The 22,683-nt window shown below is 36.4% G+C and carries 24 protein-coding genes, 1 pseudogene and 1 riboswitch; of the genes and pseudogenes, 8 read left to right on the top strand and 17 right to left on the bottom strand.

Annotated features, from left to right (window positions below; translation table 11 throughout):
- Positions 1–22 precede the first annotated feature (22 nt).
- The 6 genes and pseudogenes from ACOZBY_RS09380 to ACOZBY_RS09355 form a co-directional block, all read right to left on the bottom strand.
- Positions 23–356 (bottom strand): annotated as a pseudogene (locus ACOZBY_RS09380) (IS5/IS1182 family transposase); the annotation flags it as partial.
- A 234-nt stretch (positions 357–590) separates the two neighbouring features.
- A complete protein-coding gene (locus tag ACOZBY_RS09375; RefSeq protein ID WP_012294834.1) occupies positions 591–1,013 on the bottom strand; it encodes a GNAT family N-acetyltransferase in 423 nt (140 codons plus the stop codon).
- Between the two features lie 961 nt (positions 1,014–1,974).
- Positions 1,975–2,694: a YetF domain-containing protein gene (locus tag ACOZBY_RS09370; RefSeq protein ID WP_012294836.1), complete on the bottom strand. Its 720-nt coding sequence runs from the start codon at positions 2,692–2,694 to the stop codon at positions 1,975–1,977.
- A gap of 251 nt (positions 2,695–2,945) precedes the next feature.
- Complete coding sequence (locus tag ACOZBY_RS09365; protein WP_031416146.1) at positions 2,946–3,311, bottom strand: hypothetical protein; 366 nt, start codon at positions 3,309–3,311, stop codon at positions 2,946–2,948.
- A gap of 78 nt (positions 3,312–3,389) precedes the next feature.
- A complete protein-coding gene (locus tag ACOZBY_RS09360) occupies positions 3,390–3,605 on the bottom strand; it encodes a hypothetical protein (RefSeq protein ID WP_422762188.1) in 216 nt (71 codons plus the stop codon).
- Positions 3,606–3,759: 154 nt separating this feature from the next.
- Positions 3,760–3,921 (bottom strand): hypothetical protein, encoded by a 162-nt coding sequence (locus ACOZBY_RS09355; RefSeq protein ID WP_012294839.1) that lies wholly within the window; start codon positions 3,919–3,921, stop codon positions 3,760–3,762.
- Between the two features lie 136 nt (positions 3,922–4,057).
- On the opposite strand from ACOZBY_RS09355, the gene ACOZBY_RS09350 reads away from it, so the two are divergent.
- Both ACOZBY_RS09350 and ACOZBY_RS09345 read left to right on the top strand, forming a co-directional pair.
- The gene (locus ACOZBY_RS09350) at positions 4,058–5,008 is read left to right on the top strand and encodes an SDR family oxidoreductase (protein WP_207890076.1); all 951 of its coding nucleotides are present in this window, start codon (positions 4,058–4,060) and stop codon (positions 5,006–5,008) included.
- Positions 5,009–5,640: 632 nt separating this feature from the next.
- A complete protein-coding gene (locus ACOZBY_RS09345) occupies positions 5,641–5,865 on the top strand; it encodes a hypothetical protein (protein ID WP_207889208.1) in 225 nt (74 codons plus the stop codon).
- A gap of 120 nt (positions 5,866–5,985) precedes the next feature.
- Here ACOZBY_RS09345 and ACOZBY_RS09340 read toward each other — a convergent pair whose 3' ends face one another.
- Positions 5,986–6,309: a transposase gene (locus ACOZBY_RS09340; protein ID WP_422762090.1), complete on the bottom strand. Its 324-nt coding sequence runs from the start codon at positions 6,307–6,309 to the stop codon at positions 5,986–5,988.
- A 321-nt stretch (positions 6,310–6,630) separates the two neighbouring features.
- Here ACOZBY_RS09340 and ACOZBY_RS09335 point away from each other — a divergent pair, with 321 nt between their 5' ends.
- Together ACOZBY_RS09335 and ACOZBY_RS09330 are read left to right on the top strand one after the other, a co-directional pair.
- Positions 6,631–6,768 carry a YjcZ family sporulation protein gene (locus ACOZBY_RS09335; protein WP_080695212.1) on the top strand — a complete coding sequence of 46 codons (138 nt, stop codon included), beginning with the start codon at positions 6,631–6,633 and terminating at the stop codon, positions 6,766–6,768.
- Positions 6,769–7,449: 681 nt separating this feature from the next.
- A complete protein-coding gene (locus tag ACOZBY_RS09330) occupies positions 7,450–7,926 on the top strand; it encodes a GNAT family N-acetyltransferase (RefSeq protein ID WP_012294844.1) in 477 nt (158 codons plus the stop codon).
- Between the two features lie 106 nt (positions 7,927–8,032).
- Here the strand turns inward: ACOZBY_RS09330 and ACOZBY_RS09325 are convergent, their stop codons facing one another.
- Positions 8,033–8,374 (bottom strand): YolD-like family protein, encoded by a 342-nt coding sequence (locus ACOZBY_RS09325; RefSeq protein WP_031417090.1) that lies wholly within the window; start codon positions 8,372–8,374, stop codon positions 8,033–8,035.
- Positions 8,375–8,623: 249 nt separating this feature from the next.
- Between ACOZBY_RS09325 and ACOZBY_RS09320 the strand changes: the two genes are divergently transcribed.
- Entirely contained in the window at positions 8,624–9,322 is a 699-nt protein-coding gene (locus ACOZBY_RS09320) for a cupin domain-containing protein (RefSeq protein ID WP_012294846.1), read from the top strand.
- A 107-nt stretch (positions 9,323–9,429) separates the two neighbouring features.
- Positions 9,430–9,906 (top strand): DUF3231 family protein, encoded by a 477-nt coding sequence (locus tag ACOZBY_RS09315; RefSeq protein ID WP_012294847.1) that lies wholly within the window; start codon positions 9,430–9,432, stop codon positions 9,904–9,906.
- A gap of 183 nt (positions 9,907–10,089) precedes the next feature.
- On the opposite strand, the gene ACOZBY_RS09310 is transcribed toward ACOZBY_RS09315, so the two are convergent.
- From ACOZBY_RS09310 to ACOZBY_RS09285, 6 genes are all read right to left on the bottom strand, one after another.
- Positions 10,090–12,696 carry a cation-translocating P-type ATPase gene (locus ACOZBY_RS09310; protein WP_036163968.1) on the bottom strand — a complete coding sequence of 869 codons (2,607 nt, stop codon included), beginning with the start codon at positions 12,694–12,696 and terminating at the stop codon, positions 10,090–10,092.
- Between the two features lie 246 nt (positions 12,697–12,942).
- Positions 12,943–13,230, bottom strand: a complete 288-nt coding sequence (locus ACOZBY_RS09305; protein ID WP_012294849.1) for a hypothetical protein — start codon at positions 13,228–13,230, stop codon at positions 12,943–12,945.
- A 90-nt stretch (positions 13,231–13,320) separates the two neighbouring features.
- Positions 13,321–14,511: an MFS transporter gene (locus ACOZBY_RS09300; protein ID WP_031417087.1), complete on the bottom strand. Its 1,191-nt coding sequence runs from the start codon at positions 14,509–14,511 to the stop codon at positions 13,321–13,323.
- A gap of 217 nt (positions 14,512–14,728) precedes the next feature.
- Positions 14,729–14,828: riboswitch (purine riboswitch) on the bottom strand.
- A gap of 698 nt (positions 14,829–15,526) precedes the next feature.
- Positions 15,527–16,087, bottom strand: coding sequence for a signal peptidase I (lepB, locus tag ACOZBY_RS09295; protein WP_031417085.1), 561 nt, complete (start codon positions 16,085–16,087; stop codon positions 15,527–15,529).
- A 161-nt stretch (positions 16,088–16,248) separates the two neighbouring features.
- Complete coding sequence (locus ACOZBY_RS09290; protein ID WP_031417084.1) at positions 16,249–16,359, bottom strand: hypothetical protein; 111 nt, start codon at positions 16,357–16,359, stop codon at positions 16,249–16,251.
- Between the two features lie 347 nt (positions 16,360–16,706).
- Positions 16,707–17,645 (bottom strand): LCP family protein, encoded by a 939-nt coding sequence (locus ACOZBY_RS09285; RefSeq protein ID WP_012294853.1) that lies wholly within the window; start codon positions 17,643–17,645, stop codon positions 16,707–16,709.
- Between the two features lie 303 nt (positions 17,646–17,948).
- Between ACOZBY_RS09285 and ACOZBY_RS09280 the strand changes: the two genes are divergently transcribed.
- A complete protein-coding gene (locus ACOZBY_RS09280; RefSeq protein WP_036216691.1) occupies positions 17,949–19,034 on the top strand; it encodes a M24 family metallopeptidase in 1,086 nt (361 codons plus the stop codon).
- A 14-nt stretch (positions 19,035–19,048) separates the two neighbouring features.
- The gene (locus ACOZBY_RS09275; protein WP_036161980.1) at positions 19,049–20,263 is read left to right on the top strand and encodes an aminotransferase class V-fold PLP-dependent enzyme; all 1,215 of its coding nucleotides are present in this window, start codon (positions 19,049–19,051) and stop codon (positions 20,261–20,263) included.
- A 22-nt stretch (positions 20,264–20,285) separates the two neighbouring features.
- Here the strand turns inward: ACOZBY_RS09275 and ACOZBY_RS09270 are convergent, their stop codons facing one another.
- From ACOZBY_RS09270 to ACOZBY_RS09260, 3 genes are all read right to left on the bottom strand, one after another.
- Positions 20,286–21,059, bottom strand: a complete 774-nt coding sequence (locus ACOZBY_RS09270; RefSeq protein WP_012294856.1) for an IclR family transcriptional regulator — start codon at positions 21,057–21,059, stop codon at positions 20,286–20,288.
- 311 nt (positions 21,060–21,370) lie between these two features.
- Positions 21,371–21,805, bottom strand: a complete 435-nt coding sequence (locus ACOZBY_RS09265) for a MarR family winged helix-turn-helix transcriptional regulator (RefSeq protein WP_031417081.1) — start codon at positions 21,803–21,805, stop codon at positions 21,371–21,373.
- 25 nt (positions 21,806–21,830) lie between these two features.
- Positions 21,831–22,586 carry an SDR family NAD(P)-dependent oxidoreductase gene (locus ACOZBY_RS09260; protein ID WP_012294858.1) on the bottom strand — a complete coding sequence of 252 codons (756 nt, stop codon included), beginning with the start codon at positions 22,584–22,586 and terminating at the stop codon, positions 21,831–21,833.
- Positions 22,587–22,683 lie beyond the last annotated feature (97 nt).

Below are 22,683 nucleotides of genomic sequence, written 5' to 3'. Positions count from 1 at the left end.
AGTAAGGTACATTTTGGTTCAATCAAATAGATGTACCTTGTTTTTTGTCTATTCCTTCTTTTTCACATAGAAGTTTCAATATTCGTTTCAGATTGACGGCGAATATTGTTGCTCCTTGTATTTCTATGCCAAATAAGCCCGCTGTTTTAGCCGTATTATAGCCCTGTAAATTTTTAAATTCATTATTTTTCGCTTCAATTATATCGTTCTTTCGCAAGTATTTTAAATTCATCCATTTCTTAAAAAATAATTGGTCTTTATGTTCCATAAATTTAATTCTGATAGAGTATGTTTTACTTTTGGCTTCTTCTTTATAGCACCTTCCACTTACATTTTTCTATGTCAAAGGAGTATGTTTCTGCTCTGCTTGATTAGCACCCTGATTTCATATCATCTTTCTATTTTAGACACAGGAAAAATCACTCATTATTTTGAGTAACTTTCATTTTTCACTTAATATTGTTTAGGTTCTTCTTTTGAAATAATTTTTATTCCTTCAGAATAATTTTTATTTCCCCCCCATCTATTGCACTGATACAAATGTTTATAGAAGATATTAGCCCCTACGATCTATGCCCACCTTTTATCCATCATTCTAAATACTCTTGAGCTAGTTTCTGGTTTTTATAGATTGCCATACCTGTTTTTAATTTTTTAAAACCCAATTTTTCATAAAAAGAATCATTTCCTGTTGTTGCGATTAATTGAATGCAAGAAACATCTTCTAACTGTTTAATGATGTCATTTAATAGAATTCGTGCAATGCCTCTTCCTTGGTAATCTTTATGAACAACAACATCGTAAATAGCAGCATTAAATACACCGTCAGAAAGGGCTCTACAAACACCAACAATTTTGTTGTCTTTTAATCCAATTACCATATGAGTACTGGCGTTGAAAACTTTTTTTATTATACCTTCGTCATGCTTCATCCATCCAACCGATTGATAAATATCTTTTAACATTGGTAGATCACTTTCTTCTAATTCATATTTAAGTTTAAGCAAAACCATTTTGATTCCCACATCCTCTTTGTATCTATTATTTTCATACCATTTAACATATAATACCATAATATAGAATGATATTTTTTAATGGTTGCATTCAGCAACTCTTTCATGCCACGTCCTTTTTACGATATTTTCCTTACCGCGCTTAATAGTTGATGCTGATAAAGCGATGTGTGAGGCTATCCAATGCTGTTTTTTCCATCTAATCACCCAGTTTAGAATTTGAACCTCTCTATCACCAGCAACCCTTTCTGAATCCTAAAGCATCTGCTGTATTCATTAGTATGCTTTCTTTTACGATAGGTTTAACATCCTAAATTAGGAAATGCTAATGACAAAGTCATTATCCAAAGGGCAAAACCCATTTCGAGCAGTAGCATTTGTACAACGGCGGCTATAATTAATAAGACTTTCCAAAATGAATTATAATGGAATATCTACTATATGGCCCTTTATCTTTTTTCTAAGTACCACACCCCTTTACTTTAGATAGCCAATAAAAATAATTTCCCGTATAAATATTAAATTAAAAGCCACTATAAAGTTGCGTAGTGCGCCACTACTTAAAGGAGCTACAGAGTTATTCATCCTCTGTGGCTTTTTTGTTTTATAATGTTAATCGCTCAGCTAAATGCTCGTTTGAGACACAAATAATAGGAACCACTTTACGTATGGGTGGCTCCTTTTTTCAGCTTGATCATTTTCTAAACAGAAAGTGGTCCTGTAAATTTTTCATTTTTTCAAATTCTCCTTAAGCCATTTCCTCCTTTGGAAATGGCTCATTTTTTAAAGTTCCACCTATACATCAGACCGTATCTTCATGCTATTCACCAGAATCATCTACCTAAAATGATATGGATTATAGCGAGTTATTTTTCTTCATCCTCCAGCGACTAATAATGAGGTCATTTCTCATGTTTCGAAACTTTATGCTCTAACTAAATGAACAGCTAGGAAAAATGTATTAAAGGTCTGCTTGTCTCTTGTTATCTTTCAGGCTAATATACAATGAGCCATTTGTTTGAATCTGGGCAAAATAAACATCCTCAATATTATGAACTTTTTGTTTTTTCAGCTTCTTCATAAGCCACTCTTCTGTTAATTCAAGTTCAACTATATTCTCATAAATAAGCTGGCCATCTGAAATAACCTCTGTTGGCAAGTATGTTGGAGGTGCAATGTTTGCATGTACATCTTGCTTAGTAGCTGCTTGTGCTGAAGTCTTTTGTAAAACGCTCAACTTACCATCAGTCTCCAGTATTGCAAATTGTATATCCTGGACAGAGAAAATTGCTTGCTCCCTTAACATCATTGTAAGTTCGTCCATATGCAACCGATTTTTCTTTAAAGCGAATTCTAGAATTCGGCCATTTTGAATGACAATCGTTGGTTTGTCATCAAATAGTACACGTGCTTTTTTAGATTTCAAAGAAATGATGGTTACTACAAATGTTAAAAAAGCCCACCAAATTAACGATATCATTCCATTCAAAAAAGGTGTTTCAGCTACTGCAGCAACCTGAGATGCTATTGAACCAATCGAAATACCGGTTATATAGTGGAAAAAAGTAAGTTGCCCAAGTTGTTTTTTTCCAAGGATTCGCGCCAAAATAAGTAGTGCAAAAAAAGAAAACAATGTTCTAACAGTCATTTCACCAAAATTAAGTGCAAAAAAGTGGTCCATACAATACTTAGCTCCTTAAAACGTTGTTGAATAATAGCATGTACAAGAAACTCCTTCTAATGCTAAATTTCCGACAATTTGTTTAATTCGAACTGTAGCGTGTGTGAGATGCTGCGGCTTTTAAATGTATAGGTAACTTTAATGTGTACAGATTAATATAAAGTAATAACAATCCTCAGCTGTCCACAATTTACAAAAAGTTACACCTTAATGTACATAAAAAGACATTCCTTCAAGGAATGTCTAAGCATTTATCTATAGATATCTAATAAATTTAATAGGTACATTTCAGTTTCATTGATCGAAAGCATTATTTCTTTATGCAGTTGATCCTCCATATTTTCCTCAGAAATAAACTGTAAGTATTTATTTACTTCCAAAAAGAATTTTTCAAACTCTTGTAAGAACTCATCAATTTTTTGATCGCCAGGTGTGACTGATAAATAAATAGTTTTGAATAAATTAAAGTCACTATATGCATTACTTAAAAAATAGATGGCCAATATTTTATCGCTCGTGACATATGATTTTACAAAGGTCAGATTTTGTTTTAATTTTTTCAATGAATTTATAAGATTTGTAGTTTGTTTTAGCATATTAGCAGTATTACTATACATCTAATAAACACCTCCAATTTAATAATAAGCAAAAAATCACCAAATTGGAATAATATTCTACATTTTTCATCTTTTAAATTACAAGATCTGCCATTTGATGATGGCATCTGTCCAAACACCAATGATCAGTAATACAAATACCCAGCCTACAAACTGAATGTAGACTTTTAATACTGGGCTATCTGCAAATCCTCTTGAAAAGGGGCTCACCTTTAAAACATCATGAGGATATTTCAACAATATATATGAAAAACTGCCAAAAATGAACGTTACCCATATAGCGGTCATGAACATGTCCAAGTTTCACTCCTAAACATCAATATTCAACTATCGCATACTTATTATATTTATCCCCCTACTCTCTTGTGCCATCATTGCTGTAATGCCTGCATCCTCATTTAAAACAAAATAAAATGAGCTCGATCAAAACTTGAGCTCATAGATTCTTTTATCCTAATGGATAATAAGGTTCATAAATTGGATGCCAATAATATGGGGGTCTAACACCAATACTCGGTGTAAACCAGCTGTCATTTACATAATGAATGTTTAATGGATTTACGTTATTTTCTAGTAACCGTGTCACTTCTGGGAAAAATTCAATCTCCATGCTAACAATCCCCCTGCGATTATAGTCGTTTCCTTGCTTTAACATACGAAGGTAATCAATCATAGTATATGTTGAAAAGGAGGGATTGGTTATTAACAATCCAAGTGGCGGGCAAGCTAAAGATAACCAAGATTTAATGGAACAAATTCGTTTTTATCAAAAATGGTTTGAGGACAATAAAAAAGAAGATCCATACCCTCAATATCCTGTCTATGGAAAAATTACGCAATATAAAGAAGTACCCCTTACCCAACCCGAACAAAGGCAGCTTCGTCAACCTGGTCTCGAAAGCTTAATGGTGCCGAAGCCTATCATTGAAAACCCTCATTATAAAGGTAGTGGAAAATTAAAAGGGAAAGTTGCCCTTATTACTGGAGGTGATAGTGGTATGGGTGCAGCTGCTGCGATTGCCTTTGCGAAAGAGGGGGCTGATGTAGCAATTGCTTATTTAGATGAGCATGAGGACGCTACTCGAACTAAAAATAGAATTGAGGAACTAGGAAAAAAATGTTTACTCCTTCCAGGGGATCTCCGTGAAAAAAAACAATGCGAAGATATTGTTTTTGAAACCATTCATACGCTTGGACGCTTAGATATATTATGTAACCATGTTGGCATTCAGTTTCAACAAAATGACCTGACTGACATTACAGATGAACAATTCGATGAAACGTTTAAACTTAATATTTATTCACATTTTTATACGACAAGAGCAGCCCTCCCTTATTTACAAGCTGGTAGCTCCATTATTGGTACCGCTTCAGTTGTAGCTTATGCTGGGGAGTCTTTATTAATCGATTACTCTGCAACAAAAGCAGCTATCGTCGGCTGGACTCGTTCTTTAGCAAAAAGCATTGCTAAAAAGCAGATTCGCGTCAATGCTATTGCCCCTGGTCGTATTTGGACACCACTGATCCCCTCCAGTTTTTCCTCTGACGAAAACGCATTACATGGAGGAAATCTTTTTAACCGAATGGCACAGCCCTTTGAGGTGGCCCCTACATTCGTTTATTTAGCATCGGATGATTCTAGACATGTAACGGGGCAAGTTTTACATGTGGATGGTGGAGAATCCACCCATTCGTAGCTCTGAAAGAAAACTCAGGCAACAATTAATCGTATGCTGAGTTTTTTTAATTTCTCTCTTCAAAGGTTTAAAAAAATATTTTAACAACTTTTCCTCTTTATTTCATTTACTTTTCAATTTATTGACAGTGGTTATGTTCATAACTACGACAACATACATTAATTGCGGGATAGCAACTTTAACATCGCCCCCAAGATGTTTTTGTACAACGCTATCCCACCTTTACAGCGTGTATTTGCTTTTTTAACCCGTTCTCTTCGTTGTTATCCCTTCCATAGTAAAGAATAGCTCAACATATCTCTACATTCGCCAGTCACACTTGGACATACATATTGTCTTAAATAGCTCTCTTCTTTAAAATTGAATTTGGTTAGTAACTGCTATGTTTTCTTCAGCAACAATGGCTTGTATCCTCACCAGTCCTAACGATAGCCATTGCTATGCAAACATCATATATTCCCTCACTACTATCACCTCTCCGTTAACCAATAAATCAATTATTCCCATATCATATACACTAATTGATACAGGCGTAATTGATAGTCCGCTCTTAAAGTCATCCCTACCTAGGCATTACCCTATGCACCATCGACCATTACATTCATATAATTGTACTGAAGGGAGTGGCAATAGTGCCTTGGCAACATAAAATTTACTATTTAATTGGGCAACCGGTCGGTATTTCGTTGACGAATGGGCAAGGGACATCTGGTGTTCTTTGTGGCGTTTCAGGTGGGAAGCTTCTTGTTCTCGAATATTTGTATCAAAGCCAATTTGCTTTAAAGCAATATGATTTTCATATGATTCAAGATGTTAATGGTTTTCCGCCTTGTCAAATGCGGCAGCCGTTATATTAAAAGTATGTTTCAGACTGTCGACAAAAGGAATTGAGAAGTTCACACTCGATTCCTTTTGTCATTTTTTTCTCTTTCATTATGTTTAAAAATGGTAATTTGATATCCAATAAAACAGACTCTTCAAGTATAAGAACTCTTTGAAGCCGCCTGCCACGTCCAAGTAGCTAGTTTCTTTAAATTCATGGTAGCAAAAGTAAGTATCGCCTGCATGGATAATTTTTTCAGACCTCTAGGTTGTCCATCACATTCCATGCTTTTCCTTTGCATCGGCAAAGACATGCTCAATCGTTTCTTTACGCTTGCATAAATTTGTTTGATGTCATAGGAATGGCATAAATGTTCAGCTTCCTCCACATACAGTTCCCCAATATGGCGTTGAATGAGCTTTTTGTGATTCTTACTTTCTGTACATTGGGAAAGGCTTGGACACTTCGCACCATTCAAAGGTTTCGATGTTTCTCAAAAATTTACCTATGTAGATGGGGTACTTTATGTAGAAGTTGATGGGAACGAAGGGCGGTGACTCCAGCGGGAAAGCGGGAAAGACGAAATCTTGGACTGAGCGAAGCGAGGGAAGCAGCTCGACCCCGCCCGTAGTGGAAATCAACGGCTTTACTTTATTTCATTGAGTTTGTCTACAGTCTGAAACATTCGTGTAGGATGTTTGTTTGATGGCACCATTTTAATACTAGTTACTTGGATGATGATCGCTCCTCCATTTGAATCTTATACATACAATAGATAGGGAGAGAGGGGGTGTCCTTTGTGGGATACTGTGGAAATATAGGTAATTTTAATAACTATTGTGGCGGAAATGACGGCAATGGTAACAGTTCAACTTTCGTGCTAATCGTTGTACTATTTATTCTACTTATTATTGTTGGCGCAAGTTTCATTTGCTAATGGTCATCTTAAGGCTTTAGCTTCTGGTCATTTCTAATGATGAAGAAGCTCAAAGCCTTTTTTATTTCCCTCCCTCTCATGATATACCTATCATGAGATAAGCAAATTATATTTCTTATGCCATTGAAGATAGATAACTATATCCAATTGATAACTTAACATAATAATAGTATTGTAAAGTTCTTTCTACTTTACATGACACTCCTTTATTGGTTCTAGGGGTCACTTACATCCAAGTGGCCTCTTTTTGCATCCTTTACTCTATTATAGATTTTATAGAAATATCGTTTTAGTAGAGAGGAGGAAACAAATGGGAATTAATTTAAATTTCTGGTCCTTTATTTTATCTTTAGGTTGCATCTTATTATTTTTTCTGTCCGGTTCCTTAAAAGACTTTTTTGTTACCTATGTCCATCTTCACCCATTGACACTGACATTGTTATTGTCAATCGTATGTTTCTACCTAAGTGTTGTAGGAATGAAAGATGTCAGAAATTTAGCGACCTTGCTGAGAGGTATAGTGACAATGGCTTTAACACTGATTCTAATTGTGAGTGTTTCTTTTATTTTATTTTTTGGTAATTTATAGTGTAAAAGAACTCTGGCTCGCATGATGATTAAACAAGCTCCCTTGACGAACGTTTGTTCTATATATACAATAATAAAAAAGGAGGCTTGTTTATGCAAGACACAATTAACATTGAATTAGTACATTTTTCAGAAGACTATGTAGAGCAGTTAAATGAGTTTGAATTGCCTGCAGAACAGCACCGATTTACTGCCTTACCAAAAGAGATTACAATCGAAAAAGTTGGACAGTACCCTATTGTGATTTTAAGTAATACAATACCTGTTGGTTTTTTCGTACTTCATGCCACTGAAAGAGTACAGGAATATTCTAGTAATCCTCAGGCGATGTTACTTACTGCTTTATCTATGGACCATAAACAGCAAGGAAAGGGTTATGCAAAAAAAGCAATGCTGTTACTGGCTGACTTTGTCAAACATGAATTTAAAGAATTTAACGAAGTAGTGTTAGTGGTAAATCACAAGAACATCGCTGCGCAGAATTTGTATACCAACGTAGGTTTTGAAGATAATGGTGAAAGACGAATGGGACCAATTGGTGAGCAAATAGTGATGCAATTGCACCTATAAGGAGACAGTCACTCATTTGCGATGTTCAAATGAGTGACTTTGTCATCCGCTGGAATCGTACCATTCATACGATGATCTGCACGAATATCATTTACTTGATTTTGCATTAAATACCGTTATTGCCATCCACTTCTATATATGCAGCATAAATATGTTTCAATGCGATATGCTTCGTTGTTGTAATTGTTTCTAGCAGAAGCTCCAACTCGTTCATCCCTTTAATTATGCCACCATATTGTACAAAATTAGCCTCTTCCCAAATAGTTAACATAATATAGTTACGTTGCGATAATGCATGCGTGATGGTTTGCTGTAATTCCTCCAGTTCCCATTCTGCACGTTCCCTTGGCGGTTCTGTCAGTACCTCTTGTTTCCACTTTTTCAAAAGCATTAAATGCTCTGGAAGCATCATCGATGTCCATTTCATGGCTCCTCGATCTTTGATCAAATTGTCTCATCCTTTCTACTATGTTTCGGGGGACGTTTGCGAGAAAACTTCAACATTGAAAGTCATGGCTACTATGCTAAAATTTCCATTCCCCACAAAACAAAACATACGTTCCTTTTAGTATACGCACATACGTTCTTTAATAGCAGTGGTAATATCATACAATTTCTCTAGCATGTGCTTGCGAGGAGTTCTAGACAAACGCTAGGCATTTGTATAAGTCTATAAACATTTCAATCATAATCTGTGATGATGATGAATATCACAATTTTAGTGAGAAAGGATGTAAGTATTAACACAAATGTCGATTATACATCGCCTTCTGCAGAGTTCACCTTTGATGTCAACAAAAGTACGCTTTTTAAAAAAGATGCACGAAATTACATTAATATTCTTGGTGTTGAGCAATTAAATACGTTAGAAAATACCTCTTTACTGGATATTTTTTTAAGCAAAGATAATGTTATTGAGCCACACTATCACCAAAATGCAGCTGAGCTTGTCTATTGTATTTCTGGTGCAGCAACGGTTTCCCTATTAAATCCCTTTACAAAAAAACTTCAAAACTACCCGATTAAGCCTGGCCAAGTAGCCAATATCCCACAGGGCTGGTGGCATTATGAGATTGCCACAGAAGATAACACCCATTTACTAGCTATTTTTGACGCTCCAACACCAGAGGTTATTTTAGGCTCCGATATATTGAAATTTACACCAGCGAATATAATGGCGCACACCTATTGTTTAGATGAGGAACAATGGAAGAAAACTATTGCACCGATTGTTCCATCTACTTACATTGGACCACCAAAAAGCTGTAATCGTGTAGAATCAGCAACTGATAATTCTTCGTGCAAGCAAAAGAAGCCGAAACCATGCCAATACCCTTATCCATATCCATACCATTACCCTTCCCCACATATGTATCCGTATGGCACGTATTATTAAAATGCCCCTTGTATTAAACTTTTATTGTAAAAGATGAATAGAATGTCATAAACTGTTCCATCCTAATCTTAGATAAATACTAGGAGTTAGGAAGTGTCACAATAACGATGATAAATGACAATCTAGCATCATTACAGTTTAAGGAAATGTTTAGACTTTGGTCGCAGCTCGGTGTCAATCAAAGCTATATTGCCTCAAGCCATGGATTTTTTAATCATACCCGGGATAAAAAATTAAAGATTATGATTTTGGAATTTATTCAATGTTTAAAAGAGGAAAATAAACAGCTGACATTGTTATTAAAGGAAAATGGCGTGCTTGCCCCCACTCCAACTTTGGCATTCAGTAAAATGAAAATAACGGATATCCGTGGAAAATCCATCATTCATGATAGCGAAATTAGTGCCATTATATCTATGAATATTGCTTCCTCTTTAGTTGCTGTAAGCCAAGCATTGGAATTGTCAGTGAAGCAAAAGCACCTTGCCAAATATGGTGAACTCCATATGCGCTATGCTATACTTGGGTCTAAATTGATTGAACTCAGTAAGAATAAAGGCTGGCTACTAGCGCCAGCCCAATAAAAATGGCATGATGGATGATGCTAACCATCCATTACGTTGCACATTATTAAATCAATTTTTAATAGTGTGTTTTTTTTTGTACATTTTAAGCTTGTGCATCTCACTTAACATCTCCGATCTCATTAAACAATAGCAAAACCACCTACTCGTTATATGTAGGTGGTTTTAACATCCAATCTTCTTCTATCGACTTCTTACAAACAGGAGCTTATACCATTGATTTACGAGGAACGGTAACACGGATAGACTATAAATAAAGCCTAATTGGGCCATTGTTAATGGAGCCACTTCAAAGACCGTTGTTAGCATTGGCATAAACAATACAATATGCAAGCTTAGGACACCGATTAAAAATGCAATCCATGCATATTTATTCGAAAATACACCAATCGTAAAGATCGATTGTTTGGCTCTGGAGTTAAAGCCATGCACTAATCTTGATAAACAAAGTGTTGTAAACGCCATTGTACTTGCCGTTAATGTATCGCCAGTTGATAATCCAATTTGAAAAGCAATGATGGTGGAGATGGCAATTAAAATTCCTTCAAGCACCACCTGTGTCGTAAATGATTTATTTAATAGAGGGGTATGAACATTTCTAGGCTTGTCCTTCATCGTTTTCTTATTATTCGGCTCTAATCCGATTGCGATTGCTGGAAGGCTATCTGTTAATAGGTTAATGAATAATAGATGGACGGGCGCAAAAGGAACTGGTAAGCCAAGGACTGTGGCATACAACACTACAAAAATAGCTCCCGCATTTCCTGATAATAAGAACAAAATGGCATTTTTAATATTTGTATAAATGCTACGACCATTGGCAATAGCCTTGACAATCGTTGAAAAATTATCATCAGTTAAAATCATAGACGAGGCATCTTTTGCTACCTCTGTACCAGTCACTCCCATTGCCACCCCGATATCTGCTTGTTTTAATGCAGGTCCATCATTGACGCCATCCCCCGTCATTGCGACAACATGTCCCTTATCCTGCCACGCCTTGACGATACGGATCTTTTGAGCAGGTGTCACACGGGCATATACAGAGTAATCATCTACTTTTTCCTGTAGTTCTTGATCTGTGAATCTTTCGAGAGCATGTCCTTCAATGGCTTCATCTGGATTTTTTAATATCCCAATTTGTTGGGCAATCGCTGTGGCCGTAATTTTATGGTCACCCGTAATCATAACTGGCTTAATGCCTGCCTTAATACAATTTTCCACTGCCTCTTTGGACTCTTTTCTTGGAGGGTCCATCATAGCCACTAGGCCGACAAATATTAAATCCTTTTCCACTCTTGTATCAATTGTTTGCTGTGGTAAAACATCTTTATAGGCAATGGCTATCACCCGTAAACCATTCCTCGAAAAATCATGATTGACCGCTTCGATTTTTTGACGATGCTGAGCTGTCATCTCAAAAATGCCTGCTGCCGTTTTTATTCTAGTCACTTTAGGTAAGAGAACATCTAATGCCCCTTTGGTAATCAGAACAGGCCGTTTATCTATTTGATTTACAGTACTCATAAGCTTTCGCGCCGAATCAAATGGAATTTCAGCCAGTCTTGGATATTGCTCGCGAATCATCAATTCATCTAAGCCGTACTGCTTCCCTAATTTTACAAGCGCTATTTCTGTCGGATCACCAATTTCCTTCTGATCACGCTCAACAGCATCACTACATAAAAGTGCCTTAACCATCAGCTCTTTTTCCACTGGATTTGTTGGGTTTAGCCAATCATGAGGAATTTTTTTCTGATCGACAAAGACTTCCTGTACAACCATTTTATTTTCTGTTAAAGTACCCGTTTTATCAGAACAAATAACAGATACACTTCCTAAGCTTTCAACCGCATAGAGCTTACGAATAATCGCATTTTCCTTGGCCATCTTCTGTGTGCCGAATGCTAAAACGATTGTAACGATGGAACTCAAAGCCTCAGGAATAGCTGCGACAGCTAGAGATACTGCAAACATAAAGGATTCTACTAAAGCTCGTCCGCGAATAAGGTCAATTGTAAAAATGGCTAAGCAAATGATTGTAATACCTAATGCTAATTTTTCACCAAATTGGTCCAAGCTAATTTGTAAGGGTGTTTTCTTTTCCTTTGCTGTATCGAGTAAATTTGCGATTTTCCCTATTTCAGTCTGCATCCCGATAGCTGTAACCATTACAATCCCTCGTCCATTGGTGACGAAGCTACCTGAATACACCATATTTTTCTTATCTGCAATCGTAACATTGTTTTTTCGAATAGGCTCAGTACTTTTGGCAACGGCAATTGATTCTCCGGTTAGAGAGCTTTCATTGATGTGCAAATTATGACTTTCCAATAGTCTGCCATCCGCATTGATGTAATCGCCAGCCTCCAAAATAAGAAGATCCCCCACCACAATCTCCTCAGAAGGAATTTCCATAAGCTGATTATTCCTCATTACTTTGGCAATAGGTGAGGTTAGTGCCTTCAGATTGTCTAAAGATTGCTCTGCTTTAACATGCTGTACCGTGCCTAAAATAGCATTTAGAAAGACAACAATCATAATGACAATTGTACTTTCTACCTCTCCTAGTAGAAAGGAAACGAAGGCAGCAACTAGTAAAATAATGACTAATAAATCTTTAAATTGGCCCATAAAAACTGCCCATGTACTAATCTTTTTACCTTCCTCTAATACATTATAGCCATAGACTTGTTGTCTTTTTTGAACGTCCCCATCGGACAAGCCTTCTGTGGTGACATTCAATATCTTCATGACTTCAGTAGACGATTGTTGATGATATTCAGTCATAGGGTTCTCCTTCCATTCACAAGATTTAAAGGTGGTATACTATTTTCTGGAAAATAATAGGCACCTTATAATCTCAAACTTCTTAAGTCTGTGTGAAATTCATTAACTACAACAATCTATTCCATAGATAACTAGAGTATGATAATAAACTAGTGAGAAATTAATTTTTAAAGAGAACACTCAAATAGATTCATTTAAACAAAAAAAGCACCGGGAATGGCTTTCCCAATGCTTTTATAAAAGCAGTTATGATTGTATGGGTCTCTCTTTATGGGCCACTAATAAGTAATCCAAGGCACTCATGCGTGTAAGTTTGTGCGTGAACTTAATGGCATCAGCATGAGAGGCAAACGTAAAGTGTTCGAGTTCGTCTGTTGGTATATATTGATCGACTGTTTTTCGTGTCAATTTTCGTACAGATAATGTGTGTGAATCCTCCTCATATAGTATGATAGCACCAACATTTCTATAAAAAGTTTGATCAATCGTTGCGATGACTTTGACATGTTGAAAATCGGTTAAATCTACTTGCATCTATTACCAACCTCCTCTATCCTTATATTCGCTATCAAACCGCTATTGTCCTGCTATAGCAGAATCATTTTTGGATAATTCCACCATTTATTATGAAGGGTGCTGCGCTGACGGATATTCCGCAGAATGCTCTTGTGAGACTGGCGCTCTTTTAATGGAGAAGATAGCACATCCTAAAGCACAGAGAACTAATAGAGTTCCGAAACTTGCTAAATGCATGACAGATCCAGTAAAGGCAAATACGGCACCACCTAGCGCTGAGCCAATGGAAATCCCAATTTGGAGCGCTGCTGTATTTAAGCTTTGCTGTATATCGGATGATTGAGGATCTGCTTGAATTAAATAATTTTGTAATGGTGGTGTTAAAGCCCAACTTAATGCCCCCCATAAAACGGTAAAAAGTAAAAAGACCGGTAAGGCAATGACTGTGTAAGGAATACTGAACAGGACAACCGCAAATGTAGAGACGATTAAAATAAGGGCTTTACTTGTCCCGATTTTATCGCTCACCCAGCCACCTACAGCATTACCACTGACAGAGGCAATACCAAAGATTAAGTAACAAATACTAATCCATGAAGCATTCATATCAAAGGCTTCGACTAAAAATGGTGTTAAATATGCGTAGAGCATATAATGACCTGCTAGCATAAACAAAGTCGTTAATTGTGCTGTAAGAATTTTTAAATTCGCCAATGATTTCATTTGCTTCTTCAGTGGTACGACTTCTCCGATTGGCATTTTGTCTAATAACAAAGCTATTAAAACCATTGAGATTGTCGAAAGAATGCTAATGCCTAAAAATACGGCTCTCCAACCGAAAGCTTCCGTAATAAATATCCCCATTGGCACACCGATAACAAGTGCAGAGCTTACGCCCATAAAAACAAGCCCCAGTGCTTTTGCACGATGTCTTGGCTCTACAATTCTCGTTGTAATGGTTAATGATAGCACGATGACCAAGGCTGTACTCATCGCTGTAAAAATTCGTGCAATTAAGACAACGGTGAACGTTGTGCTAAAGAAGGTCATTAAATTACCTAATGTGAAAATAAATAAAGATATAAGAAATAAGCGTTTCCGTTCTATCTTGGCTGTCAAAGATAGTAGGACAGGCGCAGAAATCGCATAAACAAGTGCAAAAATAGTGATTAATTGCCCTGCAGTTGCTAACGAAACGTGCAAATCCTCTGCAATATTGGGTAGGATTCCACCTACGATTAATTCAACTAAACCTACCGCAAAGGTAGTCACTGCAAGAATATAAACTCTCCAATTCATTGTAATCTCCCTTTCGTTACATTTTCATTTTTATAGGAGATTTTTTTAATAGCCTTGATACCTCTACATCATAGGAATCCAAATTTTGCATAGGGACTTGCCACAATAAGCTCCTTTGTAAAATCTATTTCCTATGTCCGAGGCTGCATAAGCCTGATACCGAAGACGTTTCTTTATCAACATCATAGGCTCAATCAAATAAAAAAATCCTGACTACAAAAATGAAACAAAGTTTTGTAGTCAGGATTTTATGGTTCCTGGTAGAGACCCTCAATCCATATTATTGAGGTTATACAGTTCAAATATTTACTTTAGCTATAGTAGCACACCAAAATTTCATTGACAATACTTTTTTTCATAGAATCAGTCTCATAAAAATTTCGATTGCTAGAGAGAAAATTTTGATTTTTTGCTTATATTTTGATGAATTTGACCATACATAATAACATACAATATCTATTTTACGAGGTGATTGTTTGCGAATAGTAGGATTTTTATGCTATTTTTTATTACTATTTTATGGTGTTGAATTAGTAGCAGAAGAGCTCACAATCGAAGAACCCGCTCTCAGTTCTCCTATAAAAAATAATCAACCCCCTATTAAAGAAACCGTTGAAAATTCAATGATATGTGTCTATTATCCTTCTGACAAAATATGTAAAGATGTACTATCAAATAAAGAAAGAGGCCACTATTAAGTAACCCCTTAGACTGTAGACTAGCCATCGAGACGTTACTCTCAATGGCTTCTGTTTTTTCCTTCATTTCCATTATTGAGAAAATTACGGCTGAATTCAACATACTCTTTGAGCATAGCTTCTCTCTTCATCTACTTGCCATGTCCAAGTAGTTGTCACTCAATGATTTTTAGGAACTAATGGATTTCGCCTGTAGTGTATAGCAACGGATTACTTTAATTCATGGTAAAAGAAAAAGACTATAGGCAAGCTCAACATTCATTGAGCGTTTGTCTATAGTCTGAGAGACCACTATGAAGTGGCCACTTACTTATTTCTTATTTTGAGCCAACGTGAAAATGCTTAAATGGATAGACGATTAGCTTTGACTCACCATAAACAGCATCCTCTGAAATTAAACCGTAATGGCGACTATCACTACTTTTTAGGCGATTGTCTCCAAGCACAAAATACATGCCCTTTGGCACCTCTTTTTCATTCACTAATTGCTCTAATGTAAAGTTTTCCGTAATGCGTAATTGGTTAGGATCATCTGTTTCACGATTGACGTAATCTTCATTGTAGGCTTTGCCATTCACATACAATACATCATCTTTCATTTCCACCTTATCACCTGGTAAACCGATGACACGTTTAATATATAGCTCATCTTCTACAGGTGATTGGAAAACAATTTGATCGAAACGCTCGATTTTACTTGTTTTACTGACAATTATAATATCTTTATCATGGTAGGTTGGGTACATCGATGCCCCCTGTACTTTAATGGGCGCAAATAAAAATTGCTTACAGCCTAATACGACAATTGCTGTAATAACAATAATTTTGATGTAGGATAGTATTTCTTTTTTAAAGTTTGTTGTTTTTTCCTCTTGCATGTTCATTCCCCGATACTGTTTTTTTAATAGTATAACATTTTCTATACTTCATTGACGAATGAATCACAGAAATTGTTTCATTCGCCATAAAAAATAGACAAGGCTACTAAGTAGCCTTGTCTATTAATATCTAATTGTATCTAATTCTGTTCATTTGACAATTAAGAATGGCTAGATTGTGAAGCAACCTGTTGCTGCTCGTTCAATAAATCTACTGCTAATATGATACCCACTGGTAATGCAAATGCTAACAATATTGTGCCTATAATCATCACAATCACTCCTTTTAACCACTTCTAATGTCAGTATACAACGAATTTTCAGATATTTCAAGAAATATAGATAAATGATTGATGTCAAAAAAAATCATTCAACTAGGCATGCACCCTACATGAATGATTTTTTAATGCACTACATAAACAATTTTAAACATAATACTTGTAGGCCTCTGATAGTTGATCGGACTGGATTTCTTCGCATTTTGCGTTTAGGTACATAGCTTTGCATGCAATGATTAAGAGCTGTATACCTAAGGACCTGGGTCCTCCCATTCATTCATCTCCCTCCCTTCATGGCCAAAAATTTTACATGTATGTTATCACTTGTTGTAAGCAAAAGCTTACTTGCTTTGTAAATGGTTTTTTAGATCGGCTTGTATTTTTTGTAGCTCTTCCTCGTTCGGAATGTAGTACCAAATGCGGTTAATTCTTTCACCATCACCCTTTTCAAACGATAATTGCTCAATATCCTTATCCATTTTCTTATAAATACCTTGAAGCTGAATAAGCTCTTTTACAGAGAAGTTCATGCGAACATTATCACCTAAAACCGTCAGCATATCTGTTGCCTTTAATAAGGTAGACGGAGTTGAAGCCTTTTTCATAACCGCTTCAATAATTTGACGTTGTCGAATTTGACGTCCAAAATCTCCTCGTGGATCCTCATAACGAATACGTGAAAAAATAAGTGCTTCATTACCATCTAATGTAATTTCTCCCTTTGGGTAATGATATTCGTCATAGGTTAAATCCATATCATTATTAATGGTTACGCCACCAAGCGTATCTATAATTTGTAAAAAACCTTCCATATTAATAAACACATAATAATCAATCGGTATATTTAGAAAATTTTCTACCGTATCTACAGCCATTGGAACACCGCCAAAAGCATAGGCATGATTAATTTTATCAACGGTATCATGACCGACAATTTCTGTACGAGTATCACGGGGAATACTAAGCATTTTCATGGTTTGCTTTTCAGGATTCACAGTAATCACAATCATCGTATCTGAACGTCCACTATCATCCTTTCGTTCATCTACACCGAGCATCAGAACCGAGAAAGGTTCTTTTTTAATCACTGTTTTTTCTTCTAGCTGTGCTGCATCTGTTGTTTGTAAAAGTGGTGTATTTATTTTGTTCATAGTTTTTTGGATGGTAAAGTAGGCAGTTCCTATAAAAATTAAAAAAATAGTTAGTAGGCTACCAACAATCCACAGCCATAATTTTTTCTTGCTCTTTTTCTCTTTAGAGCGTTTCATATTTTTTTCCATACGTTAGTCCTCTCTTGCTTAACAATTTTGCCCCTCTTTTTGACGTATTAAGTTGGAAAAAAGTTTATCTAGTCTACTTATATGCATATTCGACGAAAAAAAGACGTACACTAGTATTTACTTTATTTACTCCAATCTATTCCCACATTTGTTATTTCATTTCCTTCTTCATTATATGTTTCGCCATTTTAATAAATTGAAAATTCATTATTGTTGATTTATACTGTTTTTAAGGTACAACGTCTCTATAATAGAAACGATTTACTATAGATTTTATTGCTTACTTTTTTAGGAGGAATCACTATGTTCCAAACAAGAAGAGAGAAGTTAGTTTCCCGTATGCAGCAGGACGTGGATTTAGCTATTTTAGTACCCGGGCCAAACATGCATTATTTTACCGGTCTTCATCTCAAGCAAAGTGAACGTCTAACATTCGCTGTCATAACAGCTCATAATGATTTATATTTTCTTTTGCCACAAGTAGAACTAAATAAAATTGATCCTAGCTATGGTGGTGTTATTTTTTCCTATTCTGATGAGGAAGGGCCCAAACAGGCGATTCAGCAGCTAAAAAAAGAATTGGGACCATTGCAGACCATTGGTGTAGAATTTGACATTATGCATGTGCATGAGCAGAAATCGATTGAAATGCTTACATATGAAAATTTATACGATATTGGTGAGAGTATACGCGAATTACGCATGAAAAAAGAACTGCAGGAAATAGCCTTTATGCGACAGGCTGTACAAATTGTTGAGGAAAGTCTTGCAGCTACTTTACCAACGATTCAAGCCGGTGTGACAGAAATGGAAGTCGCAGCCCAATTAGAATATGAAATGAGACGTCGTGGCTCAGAAGGAACACCTTTTGGTACGATCGTTGCTTCAGGCTATCGTGGTGCACTCCCACACGGCAGAGCAAGTACTAAAAAAATTGAGGCGGGCGAATTCATTGTCATTGATTTTGGTGCTATTTATAAGGGCTATGTGGCTGATATGACTAGAACGGTAGCTTTAGGAGATGTATCACCAACGTTACAAAACATTTATAGCCTTGTTAAACAAGCCAATGAAGCAGCCATAGACGCTATTAAACCAGGGATGACTGCCCAAGACCTAGATGGTATTGCAAGAGGAATTATCCGGAATGGTGGTTATGGTGACTATTTCACACATCGACTTGGTCATGGCATTGGTTTAAGCGCACATGAAGAACCTTATTTAATGCAACGTAATTTAATAGTGTTAGAAGAAGGCATGGCATTTACTGTGGAGCCAGGGATCTATCTACCGAATGTTGGTGGAGTTCGTATCGAGGATAACCTACTAGTTACTGACAATAGTTATGAGAATTTAATGACCTTTTCAAAAGAGTTAATCATTTTATAAGGCTGGTGCATGCAATGATAAATATGAGGACCATTCAAAAGGATATGCCCCTTCTAGCGCAATATATTTATTTGAATACAGCTGCCGCTTCTGCCATGCCTCAGCCTGTAGTGAATGTGATGACAAGTTACCTTCAAAAACAGGCAAGTATCGGCCCCTATTTACCTTCTTTTCGGAAAGAAACGTATGAACAGGTGGAGCAAATTCGGGAAAAAACAGCTTTATTTATCGGTGCAAGAAAAGAAGAAATTGCCTTTGTACCAAATGGTTCAATGGCGATTAATTATATTTCAGGAGGCTTAGATTGGAAAATAGATGATGAGGTGATTGTACTTGATACTGAAATGTTAAGTAACCATGTACCTTGGCTTGCCCTTCAGCAACGAGGGGTTCGCTTAAAAGTTTTGAAAACGAATACGGACTATATGGTGGACTTACAAGAGCTTAAACAGCTCATCACGCCTCATACAAGATTAATAGCCTTTGCCCACATGTCAAACGCGGCTGGTGCTCTTCAGCCAGCAAAGGAAATCTGTGAGCTTGCCCAGCAATACAGTGTGCTTACCTTAATTAATGCCAATCAAACAGTGGGTTTACTCCCTATCGATGTGGCAGAGCTAGGCTGTGATTTTTTAGTTGCTAGTGGGCGAAAATGGCTACGTGGTCCAGAAGGCTCTGGTCTTTTATATGTAAGACAAGCTCTGATTTCAACCATTGATCCCATTATAATCGGCTGGGGTAGCACTAACTGGGATTATGAAAACAACGATTATTCATTTGTTGAAACAGCTAAACGTTTTGAGCCAGGCTGCCCTGTTATTCCAAGTATATTAGGGTTAGGGGCGGCCATCGATTACGCAAATGCCATTGGTTTACAACTGATCTATCAGCGTGTTCAACAGCTGACGAAGTATTTAATAGAGCAGCTTAAAACGATTCCAGGCATTGTCCTCTATGGCCCTCAAAATAGTGAATATCGATTATCGGTTACACCGTTTAATATTGAGGGAATATCTCCAGATGATGTGACAAATTTTTTAGCGGATCGAGGCATCATTATAGAAGCTGGGACATTTATGGCTAATACCATCATGGAGCGCAATCATATTCGTAAAATGGCTCGCTTATCTCCTCATTATTTTAATACGTTTGAAGAAATCGATAGCGCCGTATCCAGCATCAAGGAATTTATAGAACTAACCAAAACAAAGGCCCAAGATAGTCATTAACTATCTCGGGCTCTTTTTCACCCTATTCTTGGTACAATTTAAAGCTATATTGATCAAAATATCGCTGAATATTCATCGCGCCATACTGCAGAACATTAATCATTTCAGGTAGTTTTTCCTCCGTTGGTTTTCGATAAATAGGACCTGCAATAGTTAGTGAAGCAATCACCTCTTTTTTGCTATTAAAAAGAGGGACCCCTACCCCAAATACCGAGTGAGAATATTCTCCCGTCGTAAAGCACCAGCCTTGCTGTTGAATTTTCTCTAAGTCCGCTAACATTTGATCTGGATCTGTAATTGTTTCCGGTGTTACTTTTTTCATGCCATGATCCATTATCTCTTTTTTCTTCTCATCTGGAAGAAAAGCCATGATTGTTTTACAGGATGCTCCGATATGTAAAGGTGTGCGTGTGCCAATCGACACAGAAAACTTAATAGTTTGAGAACTTTCTGCAATCTCTACCGTCACACCATCTGTGCCATCTAGCCATGTTAAAAATACGGATTCCTTAATGGCTTCAGCTAGATTTTTCATAATCGGTAACACAAAATCAGAAAGATTTAATTTATCCTTTACCATTTGACCGTACTCTAGAAAACGAAGTCCAAGTTCATACTTCTTTGTTTCAGGGTGTTGAATTAGAAAACCCTGATGTTCAAATGTTGCTAATATCCTATAAATAATAGAGTGGCTAATGTTCATTTCTTTCGCTAATTCTCGAACACCCCAAGTAGGATTTTCTTTATTAAAATATTTTAGAACCTCTAATGAGTTATCTAATGTTTTTAATGTCATTTTACACCTCATATGTCTCTATAATAGAACCGTAATTGTATTATAAAATGAAGGCGGACAATTTTCAATAAATTCAACTATTTTACAATTAGATGTAAAACGGTGACCGGTTGAACTTCTAGCTGGCTTACTTTCATTCTAATTGGCTGTCTTGAGCGTATGCCTTCATCTTCATATGGGACCCCCATTAATAAACAAAATATTACCTACTATTTTTAGTATAAATAACCAATAAAAAAATCAACCCACCTCCATAAAATTAATCGAGGTGAGTTGATCTGGATAGATCTTCTTACATGAAACAACTTTTTCTATTCATTTTTATTTTGAATGCCCTGTACTAGCTTCTCTTGAATCTGTAAATACTGGGCAATTTCTGTATCATCTAATACTTCAAATAGTTGAACAAAGACTTCTTTCCCTATGGATTGAGCCTTTGATAAGGCTATTTTTCCCTCATCGGTAATATCAAGGCGAATAGTGCGGCGATCAGATGGATCATACAGCCTTTCTGCTAAGCCAAGTTTGACTAATTTTTCAGCAATGCTTGTCATTGCTCCTTTTGTATAGCCAATGGTTTCAGCTAGTTCAGCCTGTTTTTGAGGGCCTTTTACATGTAGCTCATTTAATACTAAAATTGGTGAAATTCCTAATGGATAAGGAAACGCTTTTGTAAAACGAATAATATTGGCGTTATTCACCTGTTCAATCATATGAATCAATTTAAAAATACTTGTCTGTTTCAAAAAATTCCTCCTCAAACGCCTAGGATTAATGAAGCATTAATGAACCACCATCTACCATAATCGTTTGACCTGTAATGTATTGTGAATCGTCGGAAGCTAAGAAGACAGCTACTCGTCCAATATCCTGTTCAATATGACCAAAACGACCTAGTGGGATTTTACTTCTCACTGCTTCATAATACTCTGGCTGTGCTTTTGCCCATGCTTGTACACCTGGTGAATCTGCAAGTGGGCTAATGATATTGACGTTAATACCAAATCTGCCCCATTCATTTGCAGCAACTCGAGAAATGCCTCGGATCGCTTCCTTAGCAGCAGCATAGGCTGCCTGTGTCTCATGGCCTTGAATACCTGCCCCAGATGCAAAATTAATAATATTACCTTGTGTTTCTTTTAAATGTGGTAATGCCGCTTGCATTAAATAGAATGTCGGATAGAAACCTGTTCCAAAAGATAAGTCAAGATCCGCTTGTGTTGTTTCTTCTATTGTAACTTGTTTCGCAGCATGAGCGTTATTAACTAGCACATCTAGTTTACCGTATTTTTCTACAACTGTATCAATAATTTTTGGTAATTGATCCCGTTCCATTAAATTTGCTTGCAAAAACATAGACTTCGGAGAAATTTGTTGTAACTCTTTCTCCATTGCTTCGCCTGCTTCTGCATTTAAGTCAACAATCGTGACAATGGCACCTTCCTTTGCCATTGCTTTAGCCATACCACTACCAATACCACCTGCACCACCAGTAATAATGACTACTTTGTTATCTAATTTACCCATTCATAACACATCTCCTTCATGTCTATTTAAATATAGTTTAACATTAAACTATTTATTTTTAAACCAATTTGTTCGCTCCGTTCTCTTCGTCATAGGG

The sequence above is a fragment of the Lysinibacillus sp. NPDC056220 genome (genome assembly GCF_049315265.1).
GTDB classification, from domain to species: Bacteria; Bacillota; Bacilli; order Bacillales_A; family Planococcaceae; genus Lysinibacillus; species Lysinibacillus pinottii.
The sequence above is the reverse complement of the archived record's forward strand: the minus strand, read 5'-3'. Positions and strand labels throughout refer to the sequence as shown.

Bases quoted from the DNA above. Each gene is read 5' to 3' on its own strand.
- ACOZBY_RS09375 (WP_012294834.1), bottom strand. From the start codon at position 1,013: ATGGTTTTGCTTAAACTTAAATATGAATTAGAAGAAAGTGATCTACCA.
- ACOZBY_RS09370 (WP_012294836.1), bottom strand. From the start codon at position 2,694: ATGGACCACTTTTTTGCACTTAATTTTGGTGAAATGACTGTTAGAACA.
- ACOZBY_RS09365 (WP_031416146.1), bottom strand. From the start codon at position 3,311: ATGTATAGTAATACTGCTAATATGCTAAAACAAACTACAAATCTTATA.
- ACOZBY_RS09360 (WP_422762188.1), bottom strand. From the start codon at position 3,605: ATGTTCATGACCGCTATATGGGTAACGTTCATTTTTGGCAGTTTTTCA.
- ACOZBY_RS09355 (WP_012294839.1), bottom strand. From the start codon at position 3,921: ATGGAGATTGAATTTTTCCCAGAAGTGACACGGTTACTAGAAAATAAC.
- ACOZBY_RS09350 (WP_207890076.1), top strand. From the start codon at position 4,058: ATGGAACAAATTCGTTTTTATCAAAAATGGTTTGAGGACAATAAAAAA.
- ACOZBY_RS09330 (WP_012294844.1), top strand. From the start codon at position 7,450: ATGCAAGACACAATTAACATTGAATTAGTACATTTTTCAGAAGACTAT.
- ACOZBY_RS09320 (WP_012294846.1), top strand. From the start codon at position 8,624: ATGATGATGAATATCACAATTTTAGTGAGAAAGGATGTAAGTATTAAC.
- ACOZBY_RS09315 (WP_012294847.1), top strand. From the start codon at position 9,430: ATGATAAATGACAATCTAGCATCATTACAGTTTAAGGAAATGTTTAGA.
- ACOZBY_RS09310 (WP_036163968.1), bottom strand. From the start codon at position 12,696: ATGACTGAATATCATCAACAATCGTCTACTGAAGTCATGAAGATATTG.
- ACOZBY_RS09305 (WP_012294849.1), bottom strand. From the start codon at position 13,230: ATGCAAGTAGATTTAACCGATTTTCAACATGTCAAAGTCATCGCAACG.
- ACOZBY_RS09300 (WP_031417087.1), bottom strand. From the start codon at position 14,511: ATGAATTGGAGAGTTTATATTCTTGCAGTGACTACCTTTGCGGTAGGT.
- lepB (WP_031417085.1), bottom strand. From the start codon at position 16,087: ATGCAAGAGGAAAAAACAACAAACTTTAAAAAAGAAATACTATCCTAC.
- ACOZBY_RS09290 (WP_031417084.1), bottom strand. From the start codon at position 16,359: ATGATTATAGGCACAATATTGTTAGCATTTGCATTACCAGTGGGTATC.
- ACOZBY_RS09285 (WP_012294853.1), bottom strand. From the start codon at position 17,645: ATGGAAAAAAATATGAAACGCTCTAAAGAGAAAAAGAGCAAGAAAAAA.
- ACOZBY_RS09280 (WP_036216691.1), top strand. From the start codon at position 17,949: ATGTTCCAAACAAGAAGAGAGAAGTTAGTTTCCCGTATGCAGCAGGAC.
- ACOZBY_RS09275 (WP_036161980.1), top strand. From the start codon at position 19,049: ATGATAAATATGAGGACCATTCAAAAGGATATGCCCCTTCTAGCGCAA.
- ACOZBY_RS09270 (WP_012294856.1), bottom strand. From the start codon at position 21,059: ATGACATTAAAAACATTAGATAACTCATTAGAGGTTCTAAAATATTTT.
- ACOZBY_RS09260 (WP_012294858.1), bottom strand. From the start codon at position 22,586: ATGGGTAAATTAGATAACAAAGTAGTCATTATTACTGGTGGTGCAGGT.